At 59.4% G+C, this 23,406-nt stretch carries 13 protein-coding genes, 6 tRNA genes and 3 rRNA genes; 1 reads left to right on the top strand and 21 read right to left on the bottom strand.

The window, feature by feature from the left end:
- Positions 1-24: 24 nt before the first annotated feature.
- From rpoB to RO07_RS23980, 18 genes are all read right to left on the bottom strand, one after another.
- On the bottom strand, positions 25-4,131 hold the full coding sequence (rpoB, locus tag RO07_RS23895; protein WP_039406403.1) for a DNA-directed RNA polymerase subunit beta: 4,107 nt from the start codon (positions 4,129-4,131) through the stop codon (positions 25-27).
- Positions 4,132-4,613: 482 nt separating this feature from the next.
- Complete coding sequence (gene rplL, locus RO07_RS23900) at positions 4,614-4,991, bottom strand: 50S ribosomal protein L7/L12 (RefSeq protein WP_023593799.1); 378 nt, start codon at positions 4,989-4,991, stop codon at positions 4,614-4,616.
- A 60-nt stretch (positions 4,992-5,051) separates the two neighbouring features.
- On the bottom strand, positions 5,052-5,549 hold the full coding sequence (rplJ, locus tag RO07_RS23905) for a 50S ribosomal protein L10 (protein WP_010804162.1): 498 nt from the start codon (positions 5,547-5,549) through the stop codon (positions 5,052-5,054).
- Between the two features lie 333 nt (positions 5,550-5,882).
- On the bottom strand, positions 5,883-6,578 hold the full coding sequence (gene rplA, locus RO07_RS23910; protein WP_039406406.1) for a 50S ribosomal protein L1: 696 nt from the start codon (positions 6,576-6,578) through the stop codon (positions 5,883-5,885).
- Positions 6,578-7,009, bottom strand: coding sequence for a 50S ribosomal protein L11 (rplK, locus tag RO07_RS23915; protein WP_010804164.1), 432 nt, complete (start codon positions 7,007-7,009; stop codon positions 6,578-6,580). Before rplK ends, rplA begins: the two co-directional genes overlap by 1 nt.
- Positions 7,010-7,152: 143 nt before the next feature.
- Positions 7,153-7,710 (bottom strand): transcription termination/antitermination protein NusG, encoded by a 558-nt coding sequence (nusG, locus tag RO07_RS23920; protein ID WP_039406409.1) that lies wholly within the window; start codon positions 7,708-7,710, stop codon positions 7,153-7,155.
- A 1-nt stretch (position 7,711) separates the two neighbouring features.
- The gene (secE, locus tag RO07_RS23925) at positions 7,712-8,092 is read right to left on the bottom strand and encodes a preprotein translocase subunit SecE (protein ID WP_039406412.1); all 381 of its coding nucleotides are present in this window, start codon (positions 8,090-8,092) and stop codon (positions 7,712-7,714) included.
- 22 nt (positions 8,093-8,114) lie between these two features.
- Positions 8,115-8,190: transfer RNA gene (locus tag RO07_RS23930), tRNA-Trp, on the bottom strand.
- A 64-nt stretch (positions 8,191-8,254) separates the two neighbouring features.
- On the bottom strand, positions 8,255-9,445 hold the full coding sequence (gene tuf, locus RO07_RS23935; RefSeq protein ID WP_039406415.1) for an elongation factor Tu: 1,191 nt from the start codon (positions 9,443-9,445) through the stop codon (positions 8,255-8,257).
- A 73-nt stretch (positions 9,446-9,518) separates the two neighbouring features.
- Positions 9,519-9,593 (bottom strand) — tRNA-Thr (locus RO07_RS23940).
- A 34-nt stretch (positions 9,594-9,627) separates the two neighbouring features.
- Positions 9,628-9,701 (bottom strand) — tRNA-Gly (locus RO07_RS23945).
- 73 nt (positions 9,702-9,774) lie between these two features.
- Positions 9,775-9,860: transfer RNA gene (locus RO07_RS23950), tRNA-Tyr, on the bottom strand.
- A gap of 175 nt (positions 9,861-10,035) precedes the next feature.
- Positions 10,036-10,791 (bottom strand): glycosyltransferase family 25 protein, encoded by a 756-nt coding sequence (locus tag RO07_RS23955; RefSeq protein ID WP_039406418.1) that lies wholly within the window; start codon positions 10,789-10,791, stop codon positions 10,036-10,038.
- Positions 10,792-11,234: 443 nt separating this feature from the next.
- A 5S ribosomal RNA gene (rrf, locus tag RO07_RS23960) occupies positions 11,235-11,347 on the bottom strand.
- A 123-nt stretch (positions 11,348-11,470) separates the two neighbouring features.
- Positions 11,471-14,348 (bottom strand): 23S ribosomal RNA (locus tag RO07_RS23965).
- Positions 14,349-14,680: 332 nt separating this feature from the next.
- Positions 14,681-14,756, bottom strand: a tRNA-Ala gene (locus RO07_RS23970).
- 50 nt (positions 14,757-14,806) lie between these two features.
- Positions 14,807-14,883: transfer RNA gene (locus RO07_RS23975), tRNA-Ile, on the bottom strand.
- Between the two features lie 64 nt (positions 14,884-14,947).
- Positions 14,948-16,480: ribosomal RNA gene (locus tag RO07_RS23980) — 16S ribosomal RNA — on the bottom strand.
- Together the 16S, 23S and 5S rRNA genes with 2 tRNA genes alongside form the textbook arrangement of a ribosomal RNA operon.
- Positions 16,481-17,504: 1,024 nt before the next feature.
- Here RO07_RS23980 and RO07_RS23985 point away from each other — a divergent pair.
- Positions 17,505-18,899: a phospholipase D family protein gene (locus tag RO07_RS23985; protein WP_237171335.1), complete on the top strand. Its 1,395-nt coding sequence runs from the start codon at positions 17,505-17,507 to the stop codon at positions 18,897-18,899.
- Positions 18,900-18,926: 27 nt separating this feature from the next.
- On the opposite strand, the gene RO07_RS23990 is transcribed toward RO07_RS23985, so the two are convergent.
- The 3 genes from RO07_RS23990 to RO07_RS24000 form a co-directional block, all read right to left on the bottom strand.
- Positions 18,927-21,497, bottom strand: a complete 2,571-nt coding sequence (locus RO07_RS23990; RefSeq protein WP_084072785.1) for a TonB-dependent siderophore receptor — start codon at positions 21,495-21,497, stop codon at positions 18,927-18,929.
- 107 nt (positions 21,498-21,604) lie between these two features.
- Positions 21,605-22,639 carry a DUF4880 domain-containing protein gene (locus RO07_RS23995; RefSeq protein WP_039406421.1) on the bottom strand — a complete coding sequence of 345 codons (1,035 nt, stop codon included), beginning with the start codon at positions 22,637-22,639 and terminating at the stop codon, positions 21,605-21,607.
- Entirely contained in the window at positions 22,636-23,151 is a 516-nt protein-coding gene (locus tag RO07_RS24000; protein ID WP_039406423.1) for a sigma-70 family RNA polymerase sigma factor, read from the bottom strand. The genes RO07_RS23995 and RO07_RS24000 overlap by 4 nt, the downstream gene beginning before the upstream one ends.
- Positions 23,152-23,406: the final 255 nt, after the last annotated feature.

The raw sequence follows: 23,406 nt of genomic DNA on the forward strand, positions 1-23,406 counted from the left end.
CTTTCTCCTGTTGCCTGAACGCGATTAACCGCGCTCCAGGTCGATATCGATACCGAGCGAACGGATTTCCTTGACCAGCACGTTGAACGACTCCGGCATGCCGGCATCGATCACGTGATCGCCCTTGACAAGGTTCTCGTACACCTTCGTACGCCCCGTCACGTCATCCGACTTCACGGTCAGCATTTCCTGCAGCACATACGATGCGCCGTACGCTTCCAGCGCCCACACTTCCATTTCACCGAAGCGCTGACCACCGAACTGGGCCTTACCGCCCAACGGCTGTTGCGTCACCAGCGAGTACGGACCGGTCGAACGTGCGTGCATCTTGTCGTCGACCAGGTGGTGCAGCTTGAGCATGTGCATGAAGCCGCACGTGACCGGACGCTCGAAGGCTTCACCGGTACGGCCGTCGAACAGCGTGACCTGGTTCTTCGACGGGGTCATGCCCAGTTCCTTGGCGATCTCGTCCGGGAACGCCAGGTCCAGCATGCGACGGATTTCGTCTTCATGCGCACCGTCGAACACCGGCGTTGCGAACGGCACGCCGTTCTGCAGGTTGCGCGCCAGCGCCATCACTTCGTCGTCCGACAGGCTGTCGATATCTTCCTGCTGACCGCTCTCATTGTAGATCTTCGTCAGGAACTTGCGAATTTCCTGGACCTTGGTGTGCGCCTGCAGCATTTCGCCGATACGCCAACCCAGACCCTTCGCCGCCCAGCCGAGGTGCGATTCGAGAATCTGACCCACGTTCATCCGCGACGGCACGCCGAGCGGGTTGAGCACGATGTCGGCCGGACGGCCGTCGGCCATGTACGGCATGTCCTCGATCGGCACGATCTTCGAGACCACGCCCTTGTTACCGTGACGGCCGGCCATCTTGTCGCCAGGCTGCAGACGACGCTTGACCGCCAGGTAGACCTTGACCATCTTCAGCACGCCCGGCGGCAGTTCGTCGCCCTGCGTGAGCTTCTTGCGCTTCTCTTCGAAAGCCAGGTCGAACTGGTGACGCTTCTGCTCGATCGATTCCTTGATCTGCTCGAGCTGTTGGGCGCCTTCGTCATCGGCCAGGCGGATGTCGAACCAGTGGTAGCGATCGAGATCGGCCAGGTATTCCTTGGTCAGCTTGGTGCCCTTGGCGAGCTTCTTCGGACCGCCGTTCGCGGTCTTGCCCACCAGGAAGCGCTCCAGACGCTGGAACGCGTCGCCTTCCACGATACGCAACTGGTCGTTCAGGTCCAGGCGATAGCCCTTCAGTTCATCGTCGATGATCTGCTGGGCGCGCTTATCGCGCTGGATGCCTTCACGCGTGAACACCTGCACGTCGATGACGGTGCCGCTCATGCCCGAGGGCACACGCAGCGAGGTGTCCTTCACGTCCGAAGCCTTCTCGCCGAAGATCGCGCGCAGCAGCTTTTCTTCCGGCGTGAGCTGGGTTTCGCCCTTCGGCGTGACCTTGCCCACGAGCACGTCGCCGGCTTCGACTTCGGCGCCGATGTACACGATGCCCGACTCGTCCAGACGGCCCAGTTGCACTTCCGCCAGGTTCGAGATGTCGCGCGTGATTTCCTCGGGTCCGAGCTTCGTGTCGCGAGCGACCACGTTGAGCTCTTCGATGTGGATCGACGTGTAGCGGTCTTCCGCAACGACACGCTCCGAGATCAGGATCGAATCCTCGAAGTTGTAGCCGTTCCACGGCATGAACGCGATCAGCATGTTCTGACCCAGCGCCAGCTCGCCCAGATCGGTCGACGCGCCGTCAGCGATCACATCGCCGCGCGCCACCTTGTCGCCCACTTCCACGATCGGGCGCTGGTTGATGTTGGTGTTCTGGTTCGAACGCGTGTACTTGATCAGGTTGTAGATGTCCACGCCGACTTCACCGGCGACGGCTTCGTCATCGTTCACGCGAATCACCACACGGCCTGCGTCGACGTAATCGACCACACCGCCACGGAACGCCTGCACGGTCGTACCCGAGTCGACAGCCACCGTACGTTCGATACCCGTACCCACGACCGCCTTTTCCGGACGCAGGCAAGGCACGGCCTGGCGCTGCATGTTCGAACCCATCAATGCGCGGTTCGCGTCATCGTGCTCGAGGAACGGAATCAGCGAGGCGGCGACCGAGACGATCTGCGACGGCGCCACGTCCATGTACTGGATGCGGTCCGGCGTGACCATCAGCGTTTCGCCGGCTTCACGCGCCGACACGAGTTCGTCGGTCAGCTCGCCTTGCCCGCCGATCGAGGCGTTCGCCTGAGCGATCACGTAGCGGCCTTCTTCAATGGCCGACAGGTAGTCGATCTGGTCGGTGACCTTGCCGTCCACCACCTTGCGGTACGGCGTCTCGAGGAAGCCGTATTCGTTCAGGCGGGCGTACAGGGCCAGCGAGTTGATCAGACCGATGTTCGGACCTTCCGGCGTTTCGATCGGGCACACGCGACCGTAGTGGGTCGGATGCACGTCGCGCACTTCGAAGCCGGCACGCTCGCGCGTCAGACCGCCCGGGCCCAGTGCGGAAACGCGACGCTTGTGCGTGATTTCCGACAACGGGTTGGTCTGGTCCATGAACTGCGAGAGCTGCGACGAACCGAAGAACTCGCGAATGGCCGACGAGATCGGCTTGCTGTTGATCAGGTCGTGCGGCATCAGGTTTTCCGACTCGGCCTGACCCAGACGTTCCTTCACGGCACGCTCGACACGCACGAGACCGGCGCGGAACTGGTTCTCGGCCAGCTCGCCCACGCAACGCACGCGACGGTTGCCGAGGTGATCGATATCGTCGACTTCGCCGCGGCCGTTGCGCAGATCCACCAGGATCTTGATCGTCGCGAGAATGTCGTCGTCCGTCAGCGTCATCGGTCCGAGCACTTCGTCACGGCCCACACGACGGTTGAACTTCATACGACCCACCTTCGACAGGTCGTACGCTTCCTCGCTGTAGAACAGACGGTTGAACAGTGCCTCCACCGCATCTTCGGTCGGCGGCTCGCCCGGGCGCATCATGCGGTAGATCGCGATACGCGCGGCCGTCTTGTCGGCGGTCTCGTCGATGCGCAGCGTGGCCGAGATGTACGAGCCCTGGTCCAGATCGTTCGTGTACAGCGTCTGGATGTCCGACACGTCCGACTCGCGCAGCTTTGCCAGCACGCTTTCGGTGATTTCGTCGTTGGCGTTGGCGATCACTTCGCCGGTGTCGCCATCGATCACGTTCTTCGCGAGCACACGGCCGAGCAGGTAGTCTTCCGGCACCGAGATGAACTTGGTGTTGGCGTTCTCCAGATCGCGGATGTGCTTGGCGTTGACGCGCTTGTCCTTCTGGACGATGACCTTGCCTTCGCGATCCGTGATGTCGAAGCGCGCGACTTCACCGCGCAGCCGCTCCGGCACGAACTCCATCTGCGCGCCTTCCGGCATCAGCTTGAAGTTGTCGAACACGAAGAAGTTCGCGAGGATCTGTTCCGGCGTGAGACCAATGGCCTTGAGCAGAATCGTGACCGGCATCTTGCGACGGCGGTCGACGCGGAAGTACAGGATGTCCTTCGGATCGAATTCGAAGTCGAGCCACGAGCCGCGGTAAGGGATGATACGCGCGGAGAACAGCAGTTTGCCCGAGCTGTGCGTCTTGCCCTTGTCGTGTTCGAAGAACACACCCGGCGAACGGTGCAACTGCGAGACGATGACACGTTCCGTGCCATTGATGACGAAGGAACCCGTGGAGGTCATGAGCGGAATTTCGCCCATGTACACTTCCTGTTCCTTGACTTCCTTCACTACCGGCTTGTTCGGCGATTCCTTGTCGAGAATCACCAGACGAACCTTGGCGCGCAGAGCCGAGCAGAAGGTCAGGCCGCGCTGTTGACATTCCTTGACATCGAACGCGGGAGTGCCGAGCACATAGCTGACAAACTCCAGGCGTGCGAACCCGTTGTGAGAAACGATCGGGAAAATGGAGGAGAAGGCTGCTTGCAGACCCTCCGGCTTCCGCTCCGATGCAAGCGCGTCGGCTTGCAAGAACGATGTGTACGAGGCGAGCTGGGTGGCCAGCAAAAACGGCACCTTGTGCACGGTCGGACGCTTCGCAAAACTCTTGCGAATGCGTTTCTTCTCGGTGAAGGAATAGTGCATTACGATCTCCGAATCACTACGCTGACGACGACGGCAGGCATCGTCAACGGGTGTTCATCGACTGAGACCAGACGTCCCCCACGGCGGGCTTGCCGCGGAGCAACGAGCTTGGTGGTTGGCCGCTACCAACCGCTGGCTGACGGCGACGGATGCCTGTGTTGCCCGTCGCCCGACCAAACTTGCCTTCTGCAGTCGCTTCAGAAGACAAAGAGAAAACCGCCGGGCAAGCCACGCCGCGATTTTTTCTTTGGCCTCTTCGGTACTTCCCGTACCGAGCGCTTCGCTCCGCGCTCACGTGAGACATCCGTTTGAAACGGCACCGTTCACGTGCACTTTCGCAAAAACGCCTTACTTTCAATCACTTGGCATTCGACAACATCGACTTTCGAATCCCGCATCCCGGTTTTGGGATTTGCATCTCCAGAAAGCACAAAAAGGCTGACGACATTTCGTCGCCAGCCTTCCCTACGCGCAGAGTCGAATTACTTGACTTCGACCTTGGCGCCGGCTTCTTCCAGCTTCTTCTTGGCTTCGTCGGCGGCAGCCTTGTCGACGCCTTCCTTGACAGCCTTCGGAGCGCCGTCAACCAGATCCTTGGCTTCCTTCAGGCCCAGGCCGGTGATTTCGCGCACGGCCTTGATGACGCCGACCTTGTTGGCACCGACTTCCGCCAGGATGACGTTGAATTCGGTCTGCTCTTCAGCAGCAGCGGCACCGCCGCCAGCACCCGCCGGGCCAGCCACTGCCAGGGCAGCTGCCGACACGCCGAACTTCTCTTCGAACGCCTTGACCAGGTCGTTCAGTTCCATAACCGACATCGCGCCTACGGCTTCGATGATTTCGTCTTTCGTGATTGCCATTTGTAAAACTCCTAGATTGTGTTCGGACCGAAGTCAGCGATCGTGTAACCGAAGCGAGAATTAAGCAGCTTCCGCTTGCTTCTTCTCTGCCACGGCAGCCAGGACGCGAGCAAAGCCGGAAACCGGCGCTTGCATGACACCCAGCAACTTCGCGAGCAGTTCGTCGCGGCTCGGGATCGAGGCCAGCGCTTGCACGCCTGCCTTGTCCATCACCTTGCCGTCGTACGAGCCGGCCTTCAAGATCAACTTGTCGTTGCCCTTCGAAAAGTCGTTCAGGACTTTCGCAGCGGCTACGGGATCCGTCGAGATACCGTAGATCAGAGGACCGGTCATCTGCTCAGCCAGGTCAGCAAACGGGGTGTTTTCCACCGCGCGGCGAGCCAGCGTGTTCTTCAGAACGCGCAGGTAGACGCCTTGCTGACGCGCATTGGCGCGAAGCTTCGTCAGATCGCCAACCGTGATTCCGCGATATTCAGCCACAACGATGGTCGAAGCGCCGGCGACTTGCGCCGATACTTCAGCCACGACGGCTTTCTTATCATCAAGATTAAGTGCCACGGTTAACCTCCAAAATTGACATCACCTCATGGTGATGCCGTTCCACTAACGGCTTGCCGACATGTCTGGAGTTTCTACCCTCGCGCCCGGTTGCCCGTGTGCGAGGGTGTGACTGCATAACCTGTTCGGGTTCGCCATCTGCGTTGGCTGGCGTATTAAGGGAGTGTCAGTGAATGCCCATTCCCGCCAACGGTCTTTGATAACCGGAAGCGATTTCCGAGGAATCCGCTTCCGCCCAAAGTCTTTTGCTACTGGCTGTCGATCTCGAGGATCTCGGCCATCGCAGGGGACGCCATCACCCTGCGATTGCGATACATTGCAACGTGGTGTCGCTTAGGCGCTCAGGCTGGCCTGGTCCACACGCACGCCAACGCCCATCGTGCTCGACAGAGCGATCTTGCGCAGGTAGACGCCCTTGCTCGAGGCCGGCTTGGCCTTCGTCAGGGCTTCCAGCAGCGCCGAAAGGTTCTGCTGCAGCGCGCTCGGTTCGAACGATGCACGGCCGATGGTCGCGTGGATGATACCGGCCTTGTCGACACGGAACTGCACCTGACCTGCCTTGGCGTTCTTCACAGCCGTGGCGACGTCCGGGGTCACCGTGCCGACCTTCGGGTTCGGCATCAAGCCGCGCGGGCCGAGGATCTGGCCCAGCGTACCGACGATACGCATCGTGTCCGGCGAAGCGATCACGATATCGAAGTCCATGTTGCCGGCCTTGATCTGCTCGGCGAGGTCTTCCATACCCACGATTTCAGCGCCAGCGGCCTTGGCTTGCTCAGCCTTTTCGCCCTGGGCGAAAACAGCCACGCGAACCGACTTGCCCGTACCGGCCGGCAGAACGACCGAACCACGAACCACTTGGTCCGACTTCTTGGCATCCACGCCCAGCTGAACGGCGACGTCGATCGACTCGTCGAACTTGGCGCTTGCGCATTCCTTAACCAGGGCCAGAGCGTCGCCGACCGGGTACAGCTTGTTGCGGTCGACCTTGGCGGCCAGTGCTTGTTGACGCTTCGAGATCTTAGCCATTACAGACCCTCCACCGTGATGCCCATCGAACGTGCGCTGCCAGCGATGGTGCGAACCGCGGCATCCAGATCGGAGGCGGTAAGGTCAGGCATCTTGGTCTTCGCGATTTCTTCCGCTTGTGCGCGGGTGATCTTGCCCACCTTGTCGGTGTGCGGCTTGCTCGAACCCTTTTGCAGGTTGGCAGCCTTCTTGATCAGCACCGTTGCCGGCGGGGTCTTCAGGACGAACGTGAAGCTCTTATCCGCGAAAGCGGTGATCACCACCGGAATCGGCAGACCCGGCTCGAGGCTCTGCGTTTGCGCGTTGAACGCCTTGCAGAACTCCATGATGTTCAGGCCACGTTGACCCAGGGCCGGGCCCACGGGGGGCGACGGGTTGGCTTTACCTGCAGGAATCTGCAGCTTGATAAAGCCGATGATTTTCTTTGCCATGGTTTACTCCGGAACGAATATGTGGCGCATATTCGGGGTTGAGTCATAGCGCGCGTTCACCAGAAACGGGCTACTGACGCTCCTCGGCGACGGTTGTCACCAACGCAAAAACGCGCCGGACGTCGCGCCGGCGCATTTTATTCTTAGATCTTTTCGACTTGTCCGAACTCCAGCTCTACCGGAGTCGCCCGTCCAAAAATGGTGACGGAAACACGGAGGCGGGACTTTTCGTAGTTCACTTCTTCCACCGAGCCGTTGAAGTCCGTGAAAGGACCATCCTTGACTCGTACCAGCTCGCCTACCTCGAACAACGTCTTCGGACGGGGTTTTTCCACGCCATCCTTCATCTGAGACATGATCTTGTCGACTTCCGCCTGGCGGATCGGCTGCGGACGATTGCCCGTGCCGCCGACAAAACCGGTCACCTTGGAAGTGTTCTTCACCAGGTGCCATGTCTCATCCGTCATTTCCATCTCGCACAGCACATAGCCGGGATAGAAACGACGCTCGGTGACCGACTTGTGGCCACCCTTGATTTCTACGACTTCTTCGGTCGGAACGAGAATCTGACCGAAATAGTCTTCCATACCTGCACGGACAATACGCTCACGCAGCGCTTTGACCGCACTTTTTTCCATGCCGGAATACGCTTGAACGACGTACCAGCGCTTCTTACTCGGTGCAGCCCCGGTATCAGACATATCATTTCCAGCCAAGAATCAAAGAGAAAACCGCCCATTCGATCGTCTTGTCGCTGATCCAAAGATACAGCGCCATGACAATGACGAACGCGAAGACGATCGCGGTCGTTTGAGCGGCCTCTTTACGGGTCGGCCAAACGACCTTACCCACTTCCCGGTACGCATCCTTGGCAAAAGCCAGGAAGCCTTTGCCGGTTTGCGATGCCAATCCAACACCTGCTGCGACGGCCAGAACGACGACGATAGCGGCAACGCGCACATACAGTGCTTGTTGCTCCAGCGCGTAGAACGCCACGACGCCAGCAATCACGAGCAGCCCGGCCAGAGCCAGCAGCAGCTTGTCGCCAGTCGTACGTACAGTTTCTACGGGAGAATTCGCCATTTCAAGCTTGCAGACAGTTGTTTGGCAGGGGCAGAGGGAATCGAACCCCCAACCTTCGGTTTTGGAGACCGACGCTCTGCCAGTTGAGCTATACCCCTAAAACAGCAGTGGGGCCAGCCGCCAAAAGCTGACCCCGTAAGCGCGGACCGTTAAGGTACCGGCTTAAGCGATGATCTTGGCAACCACGCCGGCGCCGACGGTACGGCCACCTTCACGGATTGCGAAGCGCAGACCTTCGGTCATGGCGATCGGAGCGATCAGCTTGACCGTGATCGAAACGTTATCGCCCGGCATGACCATTTCCTTGCCTTCCGGCAGGCTGATCGAGCCCGTCACGTCCGTCGTACGGAAGTAGAACTGCGGACGGTAGTTGTTGAAGAACGGAGTGTGACGACCACCTTCATCCTTCGACAGCACATACACTTCGCCCGTGAATTCCGTGTGCGGGGTGATCGAACCCGGCTTGGCCAGAACCTGACCACGCTCAACTTCTTCACGCTTCGTGCCGCGCAGCAGGATACCGACGTTGTCGCCTGCCTGACCCTGGTCGAGCAGTTTGCGGAACATTTCCACGCCCGTGCAGGTCGTCTTCAGCGTCGGCTTGATACCAACGATTTCAATTTCTTCGCCGACCTTGATCACGCCCGACTCGACGCGACCCGTCACCACCGTACCGCGACCCGAGATCGAGAACACGTCTTCCACCGGCATCAGGAACGGCTTGTCGATTGCACGCTCCGGCGTCGGAATGTACGTATCGAGCGCTTCGGCCAGAGCCAGAATTGCCACTTCGCCGAGCTCGCCCTTGTCGCCTTCCAGCGCCAGCTTGGCCGAACCCTTGATGATCGGCAGATCGTCACCCGGGAACTCGTACTTCGACAGGAGTTCGCGAACTTCCATCTCGACCAGCTCGAGCAGTTCGGCGTCATCCACCATGTCGCACTTGTTCAGGAACACGATGATGTACGGCACGCCAACCTGACGGGCCAGCAGGATGTGCTCACGCGTCTGCGGCATCGGGCCGTCGGCAGCCGAGCAAACCAGGATGGCGCCATCCATCTGGGCGGCACCGGTAATCATGTTCTTGACGTAGTCGGCGTGGCCCGGGCAGTCAACGTGTGCGTAGTGGCGGTTGGCCGTTTCGTACTCGATGTGTGCCGTGTTGATGGTAATACCACGAGCCTTTTCTTCCGGCGCCGCATCGATTTCGTCGTACTTCTTGGCTTCACCGCCGAACTTCGCCGACAAAACCGTTGCGATAGCAGCCGTCAGGGTGGTCTTACCATGGTCAACGTGACCGATGGTGCCAACGTTCACGTGCGGCTTGGTCCGCTCGAATTTACCTTTTGCCATTTCAGACTCCTAACGGGGTTATCTTTTGCCGAGGTTGCTCGGCATGTTGATTGCCGCGCTTCACACTATCTCTTGGTGCCCATGGGCAGGATCGAACTGCCGACCTCTCCCTTACCAAGGGAGTGCTCTACCACTGAGCCACATGGGCGAATCCATTGCTTCTACTGCGTCTGCGCGTCACCTGGAGCGGGTGAAGGGAATCGAACCCTCGTCATAAGCTTGGAAGGCTTCTGCTCTACCATTGAGCTACACCCGCTTGGATTCCGACTCTCGCTTCTAGGTAACAAGCGCCGAAAACCGGGTTTTCGACGCTCATTACTTCCGCATTCTGGTGGAGGAGGTTGGATTCGAACCAACGTAGGCGTAAGCCAACAGATTTACAGTCTGCCCCCTTTAGCCACTCGGGCACCCCTCCGCAGAGAATTTGCAATTATGGAGATGTCCCCCCGCCTTGTCAACACCCTCCATGCATTAAATACGCAGATTTTGTGCCAGCTAGCGCGTCGAATTCCAATATATGCGGCAAGTCTTTGATTTTCTTGTAAATCGAGATGACGAAGGGAAAACGAGGAAGTTTGGCTTCGGACAGGTCAAGCTTGGCGCCAAAGCAAGCGCCGGCGCCACACGTCCACATATCTGTTCAAGCTGTCTCGGCCCATGTGGAATTCGCGGCGTAGCTTCTGAACAATGGAACGTTTCGCCTTGCGGCGGCCGGCGATCGTCGTACCAAGCTCATCATCCCTGTGATCGACGATCTTCGGCACCATCGAAATCATACGAACGCCGTGCTCCCAATTGCGGTTGAGCATATCGTCGACCGGGTGAACCATCCGCTTGCCATACTCCAGCAAGGTGAGCGCCGCATCGCGGCGGATCAGGTATCCCTGCGTGCCTCCCGGCTGCTTTCGGTGATCGTGAAGTACCCCACCGTTCGGCAGTTCACCCACTTGCCAACTGCCGGCGGACCCCTCGCTCTTGAGCCGTAGGATTCCCCACGGCACGGTAACGTCCACCACTGAAGCCAGGCGCGGAGCAAAGCCTTCCATCAGTTCGACGTCATCCTCGAGAACGCACCAGATGTCGTCGTTGGATCGGGCGAGATCTTGCCAGATCTGATAGTGGCTGTCGTAGCATCCGACCTCGCCAAGTGTCAGATGATTGCCGTAAGTCCGAAGGCGTGTTTCGGCGTCATAAGCTGGCGGATATTCGCGGATACGCTCGGCATCGAAAAACCGGAAGGGCACACCTGCGCGTGCCAACTGCTCCGTCATGTAGGCTCGGCGATCATGACTGTCGACCAGGGAGATAACGACAACTGGAGGTAACTTAAACTGCGGGGTATACATCTGGTTTATTTCGGGTTGATTTGAGCCGCACGAACATCGTCGATCGCGAAATCGGACGATATCAGGCCAACGCCACGTTAACGGACGTAATTGGGGGACATTGAAGGCTCTCATTTTTAAGAGGATCCCCGACGGACGGCGCAGTTATCACGCTATTACGGGAATTTGAGCGTCTTTGAGGTATTCAACTGGGTCACCCGCGCGTGCTTGCCTGATGGCGTTTTGGGTGATTCACCTCACTCGCGACCGATCACGCCTGTGAGCACGCCCAACTCACGTACAGCGACAAGGACGAAGAATTCTTCTCTCGGTGGTAGAGAAATCAGGGGCCTGCGAAGAGGATTCGCTAGCCGGTGCCGGATCGTGCATTGATCGACTTCGTTTTTTGCCCCGGCAAAGCAAAAACCCCTCACTACATTCGTAGCAAGGGGTTTTTAAGGGGAGCCTGACGATTACCTACTTTCACACGGGAATCCGCACTATCATCGGCGTGGAGTCGTTTCACGGTCCTGTTCGGGATGGGAAGGGGTGGTTCCAACTCGCTATGGTCATCAGGCATAACTTGTATGTTCCGCTGAGGCGCTCAGCGAAACCAATTCGGAAGAAGCGTAGTACAACATATTGGGTTGTGACTGGTATCGGCACAGCGATACTCACACCAGGAAAACACACTGGTTATAGGATCAAGCCTCACGGGCAATTAGTATCAGTTAGCTTAACGCATTACTGCGCTTCCACACCTGACCTATCAACGTCCTGGTCTTGAACGACCCTTAAGGGGAATCGAGTTCCCAGGGAAGTCTCATCTTAAGGCGAGTTTCCCGCTTAGATGCTTTCAGCGGTTATCTCTTCCGAACATAGCTACCCGGCGATGCCACTGGCGTGACAACCGGTACACCAGAGGTTCGTCCACTCCGGTCCTCTCGTACTAGGAGCAGCCCCCTTCAAACTTCCAACGCCCACGGCAGATAGGGACCAAACTGTCTCACGACGTTTTAAACCCAGCTCACGTACCTCTTTAAATGGCGAACAGCCATACCCTTGGGACCGGCTACAGCCCCAGGATGAGATGAGCCGACATCGAGGTGCCAAACACCGCCGTCGATATGAACTCTTGGGCGGTATCAGCCTGTTATCCCCAGAGTACCTTTTATCCGTTGAGCGATGGCCCTTCCATACAGAACCACCGGATCACTATGACCTGCTTTCGCACCTGCTCGACTTGTCAGTCTCGCAGTTAAGCACGCTTTTGCCATTGCACTATCAGCACGATTTCCGACCGTACCTAGCGTACCTTCGTACTCCTCCGTTACACTTTGGGAGGAGACCGCCCCAGTCAAACTGCCTACCATGCACTGTCCCCGATCCGGATCACGGACCTAGGTTAGAACCTCAAACAAGCCAGGGTGGTATTTCAAGGACGGCTCCACAGAAACTAGCGTTCCTGCTTCAAAGCCTCCCACCTATCCTACACAGACCGGTTCAAAGTCCAATGCAAAGCTACAGTAAAGGTTCATGGGGTCTTTCCGTCTAGCCGCGGGTAGATTGCATCATCACAAACACTTCAACTTCGCTGAGTCTCGGGAGGAGACAGTGTGGCCATCGTTACGCCATTCGTGCAGGTCGGAACTTACCCGACAAGGAATTTCGCTACCTTAGGACCGTTATAGTTACGGCCGCCGTTTACCGGGACTTCAATCAAGAGCTTGCACCCCATCATTTAATCTTCCGGCACCGGGCAGGCGTCACACCCTATACGTCCACTTTCGTGTTTGCAGAGTGCTGTGTTTTTATTAAACAGTCGCAGCCACCAGTTTATTGCAACCCCTTCACCCTTCTGGCGCAGGCCAGTCAAGCTACAAGGGCGTACCTTATCCCGAAGTTACGGTACCAATTTGCCGAGTTCCTTCTCCCGAGTTCTCTCAAGCGCCTTAGAATACTCATCTCGCCCACCTGTGTCGGTTTGCGGTACGGTCTCGTATGACTGAAGCTTAGAGGCTTTTCTTGGAACCACTTCCAATTGCTTCGCGAACTAGTTCGCTCGCCCCACAGCCTTGAATTACGCGCCCGGATTTGCCTAAGCGCCTTCTCCACTGCAGGGACCGGGACTTCCAACACCCGGACAACCTTCCGCGATCCGTCCCCCCATCGCATCATACGACGGTGCAGGAATATTAACCTGCTTCCCATCAGCTACGCATCTCTGCCTCGCCTTAGGGGCCGACTCACCCTACGCCGATGAACGTTGCGTAGGAAACCTTGGGCTTACGGCGAGGGGGCCTTTCACCCCCTTTATCGCTACTCATGTCAGCATTCGCACTTCTGATACCTCCAGCAACCTTTACAAGTCACCTTCACAGGCTTACAGAACGCTCTCCTACCATGCGAGCAAGCTCGCATCCGCAGCTTCGGTATATTGCTTAGCCCCGTTACATCTTCCGCGCAGGACGACTCGATCAGTGAGCTATTACGCTTTCTTTAAAGGGTGGCTGCTTCTAAGCCAACCTCCTGACTGTTTTAGCCTTCCCACTTCGTTTCCCACTTAGCAATATTTAGGGACCTTAGCTGGCGGTCTGGGTTGTTTCCCTCTTGACACCGGACGTTAGCACCCGATGTCTGTCTCCCGTGATTGCACTCTTCGGTATTCGGAGTTTGCTATGGCGAGGTAATCCGCAATGGACCCCTCAACCATGACAGTGCTCTACCCCCGAAGGTGATACACGAGGCACTACCTAAATAGTTTTCGGAGAGAACCAGCTATTTCCAAGTTTGTTTAGCCTTTCACCCCTATCCACAGCTCATCCCCTAACTTTTCAACGTTAGTGGGTTCGGTCCTCCAGTACGTGTTACCGCACCTTCAACCTGGCCATGGATAGATCACTTGGTTTCGGGTCTACACCCAGCGACTGAACGCCCTATTCGGACTCGCTTTCGCTACGCCTTCCCTATTCGGTTAAGCTCGCCACTGAATGTAAGTCGCTGACCCATTATACAAAAGGTACGCCGTCACCCCTTACGAGGCTCCGACTGTTTGTATGCATGCGGTTTCAGGATCTATTTCACTCCCCTCCCGGGGTTCTTTTCGCCTTTCCCTCACGGTACTGGTTCACTATCGGTCGATTACGAGTATTTAGCCTTGGAGGATGGTCCCCCCATCTTCAGACAGGATTTCACGTGTCCCGCCCTACTTTTCTCAAGCTTAGTTCCACACCAGGGTTTTCTCATACGGGGCTATCACCCACTATGGCCGGACTTTCCATTCCGTTCTGATAACACCGGTGCTAAATCTTGAAGGCTGGTCCCATTTCGCTCGCCACTACTTTGGGAATCTCGGTTGATTTCTTTTCCTGCAGCTACTTAGATGTTTCAGTTCGCCGCGTTCGCTTCGCTAGACCTATGGATTCAGTCTAGGATGACCCAAAGGGCCGGGTTTCCCCATTCGGACATTTGTGGATCAATGCTTATTTGCCAGCTCCCCACAACTTTTCGCAGGCTATCGCGTCCTTCGTCGCCTGTAATCGCCAAGGCATCCACCACATGCACTTATTCGCTTGACCCTATAACGAGAATGTCTCCCCGTTACAGGTTGAGTTTTCGCGTGTCGGTCCACGTTAGTGCTTTAGCACTTACGTGGAGCCCACACATCGCGTGTGTGCCGTATTCCAAGTCATCTTTCGATCACTTAAATACTGGTTGATACAATCACAACCCGTACAATTTCCACGCGCCATCTCTAACGCGCTTCCGTTGTACTTCTTCTTCCAAATTGTTAAAGAACAAATACTGCATGACATGACTGTCATTCAAAAGCATTCACATTCAGGGATTTACTTCAGAAGTACCACTGAGATAACTTGCTTTTGACTGACATCGATGCGATCCAAGATTTTGGTGGAGGATGACGGGATCGAACCGACGACCCCCTGCTTGCAAAGCAGGTGCTCTCCCAGCTGAGCTAATCCCCCAATCAAGCCGATTACCACTACTCGACTTGGTCAGGCGGTGGTGTAAAGCTTGGTGGGTCTGGAAGGACTTGAACCTTCGACCCCCGCCTTATCAAGACGGTGCTCTAACCACCTGAGCTACAGACCCGACTTAGATCTACGCAGTCAACAACCGATAAGCGTGAACACTCAACTTCCAGTGCATGCTCTAGAAAGGAGGTGATCCAGCCGCAGGTTCCCCTACGGCTACCTTGTTACGACTTCACCCCAGTCATGAATCCTGCCGTGGTAAGCGCCCTCCTTGCGGTTAGGCTACCTACTTCTGGCAAAACCCACTCCCATGGTGTGACGGGCGGTGTGTACAAGACCCGGGAACGTATTCACCGCGACATGCTGATCCGCGATTACTAGCGATTCCAGCTTCACGCAGTCGAGTTGCAGACTGCGATCCGGACTACGATCGGTTTTCTGGGGTTAGCTCCACCTCGCGGTTTGGCAGCCCTCTGTACCGACCATTGTATGACGTGTGAAGCCCTACCCATAAGGGCCATGAGGACTTGACGTCATCCCCACCTTCCTCCGGTTTGTCACCGGCAGTCTCCTTAGAGTGCTCTTGCGTAGCAACTAAGGACAAGGGTTGCGCTCGTTGCGGGACTTAACCCAACATCTCACGACACGAGCTGACGACAGCCATGCAGCACCTGTGTTACGGCTCTCTTTCGAGCACTCCCACCTCTCAGCAGGATTCCGTACATGTCAAGGGTAGGTAAGGTTTTTCGCGTTGCATCGAATTAATCCACATCATCCACCGCTTGTGCGGGTCCCCGTCAATTCCTTTGAGTTTTAATCTTGCGACCGTACTCCCCAGGCGGTCAACTTCACGCGTTAGCTACGTTACTAAGGAAATGAATCCCCAACAACTAGTTGACATCGTTTAGGGCGTGGACTACCAGGGTATCTAATCCTGTTTGCTCCCCACGCTTTCGTGCATGAGCGTCAGTATTGGCCCAGGGGGCTGCCTTCGCCATCGGTATTCCTCCACATCTCTACGCATTTCACTGCTACACGTGGAATTCTACCCCCCTCTGCCATACTCTAGCCTTGCAGTCACGAATGCAGTTCCCAGGTTAAGCCCGGGGATTTCACATCCGTCTTACAAAACCGCCTGCGCACGCTTTACGCCCAGTAATTCCGATTAACGCTCGCACCCTACGTATTACCGCGGCTGCTGGCACGTAGTTAGCCGGTGCTTATTCTTCCGGTACCGTCATCCCCCCGAGGTATTAACCCAGAGGTTTTCTTTCCGGACAAAAGTGCTTTACAACCCGAAGGCCTTCTTCACACACGCGGCATTGCTGGATCAGGCTTGCGCCCATTGTCCAAAATTCCCCACTGCTGCCTCCCGTAGGAGTCTGGGCCGTGTCTCAGTCCCAGTGTGGCTGGTCGTCCTCTCAGACCAGCTACAGATCGTCGCCTTGGTAGGCTTTTACCCCACCAACTAGCTAATCTGACATCGGCCGCTCTTGTAGCGCGAGGCCCGAAGGTCCCCCGCTTTCCTCCTCAGAGCGTATGCGGTATTAATCCGGCTTTCGCCGAGCTATCCCCCACTACAAGGTACGTTCCGATGTATTACTCACCCGTTCGCCACTCGCCACCAGGTGCAAGCACCCGTGCTGCCGTTCGACTTGCATGTGTAAGGCATGCCGCCAGCGTTCAATCTGAGCCAGGATCAAACTCTTCAGTTCAAACCTGTTACTGTTTTCGGTTTTCGCGATAAATCGCTAGAACCGGTCGCTCTCAAAGTATGCTGACAAGTTAATTGCTTAACTTACCTTTTACTATGTGAGCCTCAATAAATTTAAAGCCAATCTGCCGAAGCAGACGCACCATTCATCGAGTGCCCACACTTATCGGTTGTTCAATTTTTAAAGATCAATCGCAGTCACTTTGCGAGTCGCCAACTTACCGCGCCATCGCTTCGTTTTCTGCGTCGCTGCATCAGCAGCAGAGAAGTGAGATTATGTCGCACATCCTCGTCGTCGTCAACAGTTTTTTTCGCGCTTTCCGTTCGTCGCCGTAGCCACTCACCCGCTCAAAATCCTGCAACCACCGGGCTTTTCAGCCCATTCGCTTCAACCGCCCCACCGCTTGCGCTGCGGCGCCGTCGTTGCGAGAGACGAGATATTAGTGAAAACCCCGAAGCCGCGCAAGCCCTTTGTGAAAATAATTTGAAAAGATGCGAAAGCGGAAAAAAAAGGCCCGCCACAAGGGCGGGCCGAGTTCCACGGGACAGGACACATGGAGGAGACGGGTTCACTGTATCCGCGCATCCCCCGGCGACGCAACTAACGAAATCGCATATGCTTCCCGATAGCTTGTCAATATGGAAAGGCCGGCCACGGCGATGGCTTCTCCCTCTTAGCAATGTCTCTATATAGAGCGTCCGGGATGGTCCCTTCGATGTACATTTCGCCTCGCTCGCGTCCGCCAGGGTCTACGTCCTCCGGTGACGCCGCCATATCTGAACCGTCCGCCCATCTCCCTCGCGGAACCGGTCAGCGCGGGTTCCGGCAACTGATTGGCCTTTTCGCACTAGTCGTCTGCGTCGCGGCATGCACATCCGTGCGTCCGCCCGCCGAACCGTCGCAGTGGACCGCCCACACGCCGGCCAGCACGCCGGGTGCGCTGGCGAGCGCCCTCGCGCCCGCGATCCGCGCCCATGACAATCAGTCCGGTTTTCAACTCCTGGCGACAGGATCCGCCGCATTCATGACACGCGTTGCCCTGGTACAGGCCGCGCAGCACAGTCTCGACGTTCAGTATTACAGCGCCGGCGAAGACATCACCGGCCGTCTGCTGCTCCAGTCGCTGCTCGACGCCGCCGATCGGGGCGTACGCATCCGCATGCTGGTCGACGACATCAATCGTCGCCGCACCGACCCCGCGTTCGCCGTTCTGGATCAGCACCGAAACATCGAGATCCGCGTATTCAATCCGTTCGGCACGCGCGACACCACGCTCCTCGAGCGAGCGGGCAATCTCCTTGCCCGCTTCGATCAACTCAACCGCCGCATGCACAACAAGGCGCTGGTTGCGGACAACCAGGTCGCCATCATCGGCGGCCGGAATCTCGGTGACGAATACTTCGACGCCAATCCGGACCTCTCCTTCCGCGACTTCGATCTGCTGTGCGCGGGGCCGGTCGTCAATGCCGTCTCGCACAGTTTCGACCACTTCTGGACGAGTCCCCAAACCTATCCCCTCAAGCAGGTCCAGTCGAAGATCGACGACGAGACGCTCGCCGCCACGCGCGAGGCGCTCGCACAACACTGGCGCGACGCCGACGCTCTGCCCGCCGGCCGCGAGGCCCTGCATCAGCCTCCCCTAGCCGACAGTCTGCGCACAGGCAGGGTGCCGCTCTTCTGGGCGCCGGCCGAGTTGGCCGCCGACACGCCGGACAAACTCGACGCCCCCGCCGATCAGACGCAAAGCGCCCCCGGAGAGAAGCTGCGCCAACTCGCCGCGAAGGCACAAAGCGAGTTTCTGATCATCTCCCCGTATTTCGTGCCGATGGAAGGCGGCGTCCGATTCCTCTCGAAGCTTGCACAACGCGGCGTCAAAGTCCGCGTGCTGACGAACTCGCTCGCGGCGACGGACGTGGTGCCAGTCCACGCCGGCTACGCACGCTACCGTCCGGCGCTCCTGAAGGCGGGCATCGAGCTCTACGAATTCAAACCCATTCGCAGCGACACCGGCGCACCGTCCCCGCGGCGCGTGCAGTTTGGCGGCTCCTCGCGCGCGAGCCTGCACGGCAAAGCCTACGTGATCGACCGGCGCGACGTCGTTCTGGGCTCGTTCAACCTCGATCCTCGCTCGGTACGGCTGAACACGGAACTGGCGATCGTGATCCATAGTCCCGATTTCGCCGAGCGCATGGCGCGCATCTTCGATCGGGCGACGGCGCCACGCGCGAGCTTCCGGGTGGAACTCGCCCCACCGGGCGCGACGCCGCCAACCCCAACGCCGCCGACCATGCCCGCACTGCGCTGGGTCGGTGAAGAGAACGGTCAGCCGCGCATATTCGACGTGGAGCCCTACGCCTCGTTCTGGCGCAACGCTGTCACAGGCGCCTTCACGTTACTGCCGAGCGACGATCTGCTCTAATGGCGGGCCTCGTCCGTCGCTCGTCGCTCAAAACTCGAACGTCGCCGAGAGCGTGGCCGACCTTGCGTCGCCCACGGCCACGAAATACTGGCTGGCGCTCGAGGGGTAATACGTCTTGTTGAACACATTCTTGACGTTCAACTGAAAGCGCACCGGCCGGCGCCCGATCTTCGTGTCATACGTCGCGAACACATCGGCGACGAAATACGCCGGCAGTGTGAAGCTGTTGGCCGAGTCGCCCGGACGCGTGCCGACATACCGCCCCACCGCCCCGAGCCGCAGGTTGCCGCTGCCGTCTCCCAACACGGGCCCCCAGTCGTAGACGCCCGCGAGCGACGCCGTATGCCGCGCCACATTCACCAGCGTCTTGCCGGCGTAGAGCGGATCGTCGGTCGTCTTCGCGTCGATGAACGCGTAGCTGGCGATCACGTTCCACCGCTGCCCGATGCGCCCCGACACATCGAGCTCGACGCCACGCGAGCGCGCCGCCCCGGAGGTGCGCCAGTCAATCAGCTTGGTGGCGTCGTTGAACTGCGAGACGAGCACGTTGCGCTTGTCGATGTTGAACACGGCCAGCGTACCGCTCAGCCCGTTGGGCATATCGAGCTTCGCGCCGACCTCATAGGACTTCGCATGCTCGGGCGCGACGTTGGAGTCGATCACCACGCCGCTCGACAACGGTGCGATGGTCGACGTCGGCTTGAGCGACTCCGAGTAGCTGCCGTACAACGACAGATAGTCGGTCGCCTTGTAGACGACGCCCGCGCGCGGCAACCACTTCGAATCCGACAGATTGGTATTGGCCTGGAACGGCCGTCCCTTGCCCGCCATCTGGCGATAAGTCAGGAGCCGCACACCGCCCACGACGATCCACCGGTCGGTCACGTGAATGGCGTCCTGGAAGAACAGCGACGCGTCGTGCAGCGTATCGGTCTGATCGCTGTCGCTGGCCGACACGGTGGACGGAATCACCTCGCAGCCGTACATCGGCTTCAAATAGGAAAACGTGCATTTCGCCGCCTGGCGAATCAGATCACGCCGATAGATCCGCCGATACTCCCAGTCGCCGCCGAACTGCAGATCGTGGCGCATGCCGGCCAGTTGCACCTTCCCGTCGAGGTACGCGATACCGTAGCTGTCGGTACTGTCCGAGCCGCGCGTGCCGTCGTTGCTGCGCGAGATGACGCCCGTCTTCGTATTGATGCCGTTCACGCGCAGTTGCGTGGCGTCATACGTTTCGGTGTTGTAGCTGTAGCCGAAGTGCGCTTTCCAGTCCGGATTGAACTGATGATCGACGGTGAGCTGAGCCAGATGCGATTGCCCCGTCATCTCGTTGTGCACGTCGTCCAGTCGCTCGCGGGCCGAGACCGCGAGCGGCTTGTTCGTGCTCGGATCGATGACGGTGCCGCGATCGAACGGCGTGAGGAAGTTGCGATATTCATAGGAGAGCACGACCTGCGTGTCGCGCCCGTAATAGGCTAGTGTCGGTGCAACGAGCGTCTCGCGCTGGGAGCCGAAATTGCGCCAGTACTGCTGGTTGCTCTGATCGACGACGAGCCGATACGCCAACCCCGTATCGCCGATGGGCCCGGTCGTGTCGAACGTTTCCTGTGCGCCGTTCTTGCCGTGCCCGTACGTCGTACCCGCCACGCTCACGGCCGTGTACGGCTTGAGCATCGGACGCTTGCTCACGACATTGATGACCCCGCCCGGGTCCATGATCCCGTAGAGCAGCGACGTCGGCCCCTTGAGCACCTCGACCGCATCCGCGTTGGCGTTCAGCCCCCGCCCCTGGACGAGCGGCATGCCGTTGTGCATGATCGAGCCGTCGCGGTTGCCGCCGAAGCCGCGCTTGAGCAGTGTGTCCTGCGTTCCCGCGAGCGTGTTGCCCTGCACGATCCCGCTGACATTGATCAGGGCGTCGTCCAGCGTGCGCGCGTGCTGATCGGCGAGCACCTGATGCGGCACCACGTTGATCGCCTGCGGGATGTCGAGCACCGGTGCATCGGAGCGCGAGACGCTGGCGTCCGCCGGCGTCCGGTAGCCGTCGGACCATGCCTGACCCTGCGTGTGCGTCATCGGCAGCGTCACGTCGCTCCCGGCCGCGCCGGCAGCCTGACCCGGGGGCTCCGCAGCGCTCTGGGGCACCAGCGTATAGCCTGCGCCCTGCGGCGACGCGGCCAGCCCGGTGCCTGCGAGCACCTGACCAAAGGCGCCCGGCACGTCGAAGCGGCCCTGCACGCCGGAGCTGCGTTTGCCGGCCGTCAACGACGGCGCATACGTCAACAGAATGCCCGCCTCGCGGCCGAAGCGCGTGAGCACGGCATCGAGCGCGCCCGCCGGGATATCGAAAGCGCGGGCGCCGGCGGCGACCGTCGCCGATGCCCGCGCCTGTCCCTTCACGGACGACGTCTGCGCGCGTGCATTCCCGGCGACGAGTCCCGCGGCGAACACGACAGCCACCGCCGCGCCCACCGCACGATGACGAGGCGCCGGAGGCCGCCCCTCGGCCAGAGGACGGCCAGGCGGACGGGCAATACCGGCAATACCGGCAATGCGGGCAGAGGCGGGAGAGACGTCGGGTAGTACGGCAGCCATGGTGAGCAATCTCGAACGGGGCAATGGAAGAAAGGGTTTCACTTCCCTTGTCACGCGAGCGCTTCAAAACAGCTCACTGTCCACGCAAAAAATGGCAAGTCGACGCGTCAGCCGCGCGGTCCGATCGTCACCCAATAGCGGGTGAGCGAGGCGACCGAGACCGGCAGCGCATGCGGCAGCGTGGCGAGGATGGCGTCGGTGTCGCCGAGCGGATACGTGCCGGACACTCGCAGTGCCGCCACCGCAGGGTCGCAGCGCAGATACCCGCGCCGATAGCGCGAGAGCTCGGCGAGGAACGCGTCGAGCCGCATGTCGATGGCGACGAACATACCGTCGGCCCAGGCGCCGTCACCGTCGGCAAGCGGTGTGACGGCGGCCACGCGCTGCGCCGTGAAACGTGTCTGCTCGCCGGCCTGAACGATCTGCGATGCCTCGGCGTCACCCACTGCTCGAGGCGCGACACGTACGGCACCTTCGAACACCTGCACCTGCGTATCGCCAATCAGGCCAATCGGGCCGATCGCGCCAGTCCCCTGACTCTCCCGACGCACCACGAACCGGGTGCCCAACGGCGTAAGCGAGCCCTGCGCGGTGACGACGACCAGCGCACGCGGCGGAACATGCCCGGCGTCCTTTCCAGTGGTGACCATGATCTCGCCATCGATGAGCGTGATGCGTCGGGTCTCGGCGTTCATCGACCAGCGCACGGCGCTGCGGGTGTTGAGCACGAGCGTCGTGCCATCGGCCAGACGCCACGTGCGGCGCTCGCCCGTCCCCGTGCGCGCGTCGGCGCGCAGGTGCTGCACAGTCGGCGTATCGCTTGCGACCCACGCGCCGGTGCCGACGAACAGCGCGCCCGCAATAGCCTTGATCGCGTGACGACGTCCACGCGAGCGCGGTACCCGAAGCGCGGCTTGCGCCACGGCGGCGCCGAGCGCACCGGACACTCGTTGCAGGCGTCGGTCCGCACCTTCGATATGTCGCCACGCACGCTCGTGCTCCGGATGCGCTTCGCGCCAGCGCGCACAGGCCGCCCGCAGCGTCTCGGTGGCATCGCCGCCGTGCAGCGTGACCCACCACTCGACGGCTTGCTGTGCAACGCCGGCATCGAAGTCGCCAACGGTGGTCGCCCGCCCCGTCATGCCACGTTCATCGCGAAGAAGCACTGCGTGCCGGCGCGCACCAGATGGCGCTTCACCGTGGCGAGCGAGATGTCGAGCTCGGCGGCAATCTCGACATGCGTGAGTCCGTCGAGTTGGGCGAGGAGGAACGCTCGCTTGACGAGCGGCGGCAGTCCGTCGAGGCAGCGATCGATCTCGATCAGCGTCTCGAGCACGATGGCGCGCTCTTCCAGTGACGCGGCGCAGGCTTCGGGTTGTTGCGCCAGCGCTTCGAGGTAAGCGCGTTCGACCGCTTCGCGGCGCCAGTGGTTGTACAGCACGCGTTGGGCGATGGTGGTGAGAAAGGCACGCGGTGACGCCAGCAGGCGAGGCGGATCGCGTTCGAGCAGGCGCACGAACGTGTCATGGGCAAGATCGGCCGCGCGATGCGAGCAGCCGGTCTTGCGATGCAGCCAGCCATGAAGCCAGCCGTGATGGTCGTTGTAGAGTCCCTGCAGCGTGGTCTCACGCGGCAGTGTGTCGTCGGCGGGCATGCGCCCCTCCTGTCCCCGGCCGGGTGCGGCCGGAAGGCTGGGCACCCGCTTTGCAAATGAGAATCGTTCGCAGTATACCAAACGACACCCGGAGGACGGCACATGCTAAAGCCTCGTCATCGCTGCGCGTGGCGCGTATGCGACAACGGTATGGAACTCACTGACATCACGAAATAACGGGAAGCGAAGTAGGCGCGATCGATGAACGCCGCCCGCGTGATGCGGGGAGGGCTGCAGCGCTCCGCTCAAGACGAT

It is taken from the genome of Pandoraea pulmonicola, assembly GCF_000815105.2.
In the GTDB taxonomy this organism is placed as follows: Bacteria; Pseudomonadota; Gammaproteobacteria; order Burkholderiales; family Burkholderiaceae; genus Pandoraea; species Pandoraea pulmonicola.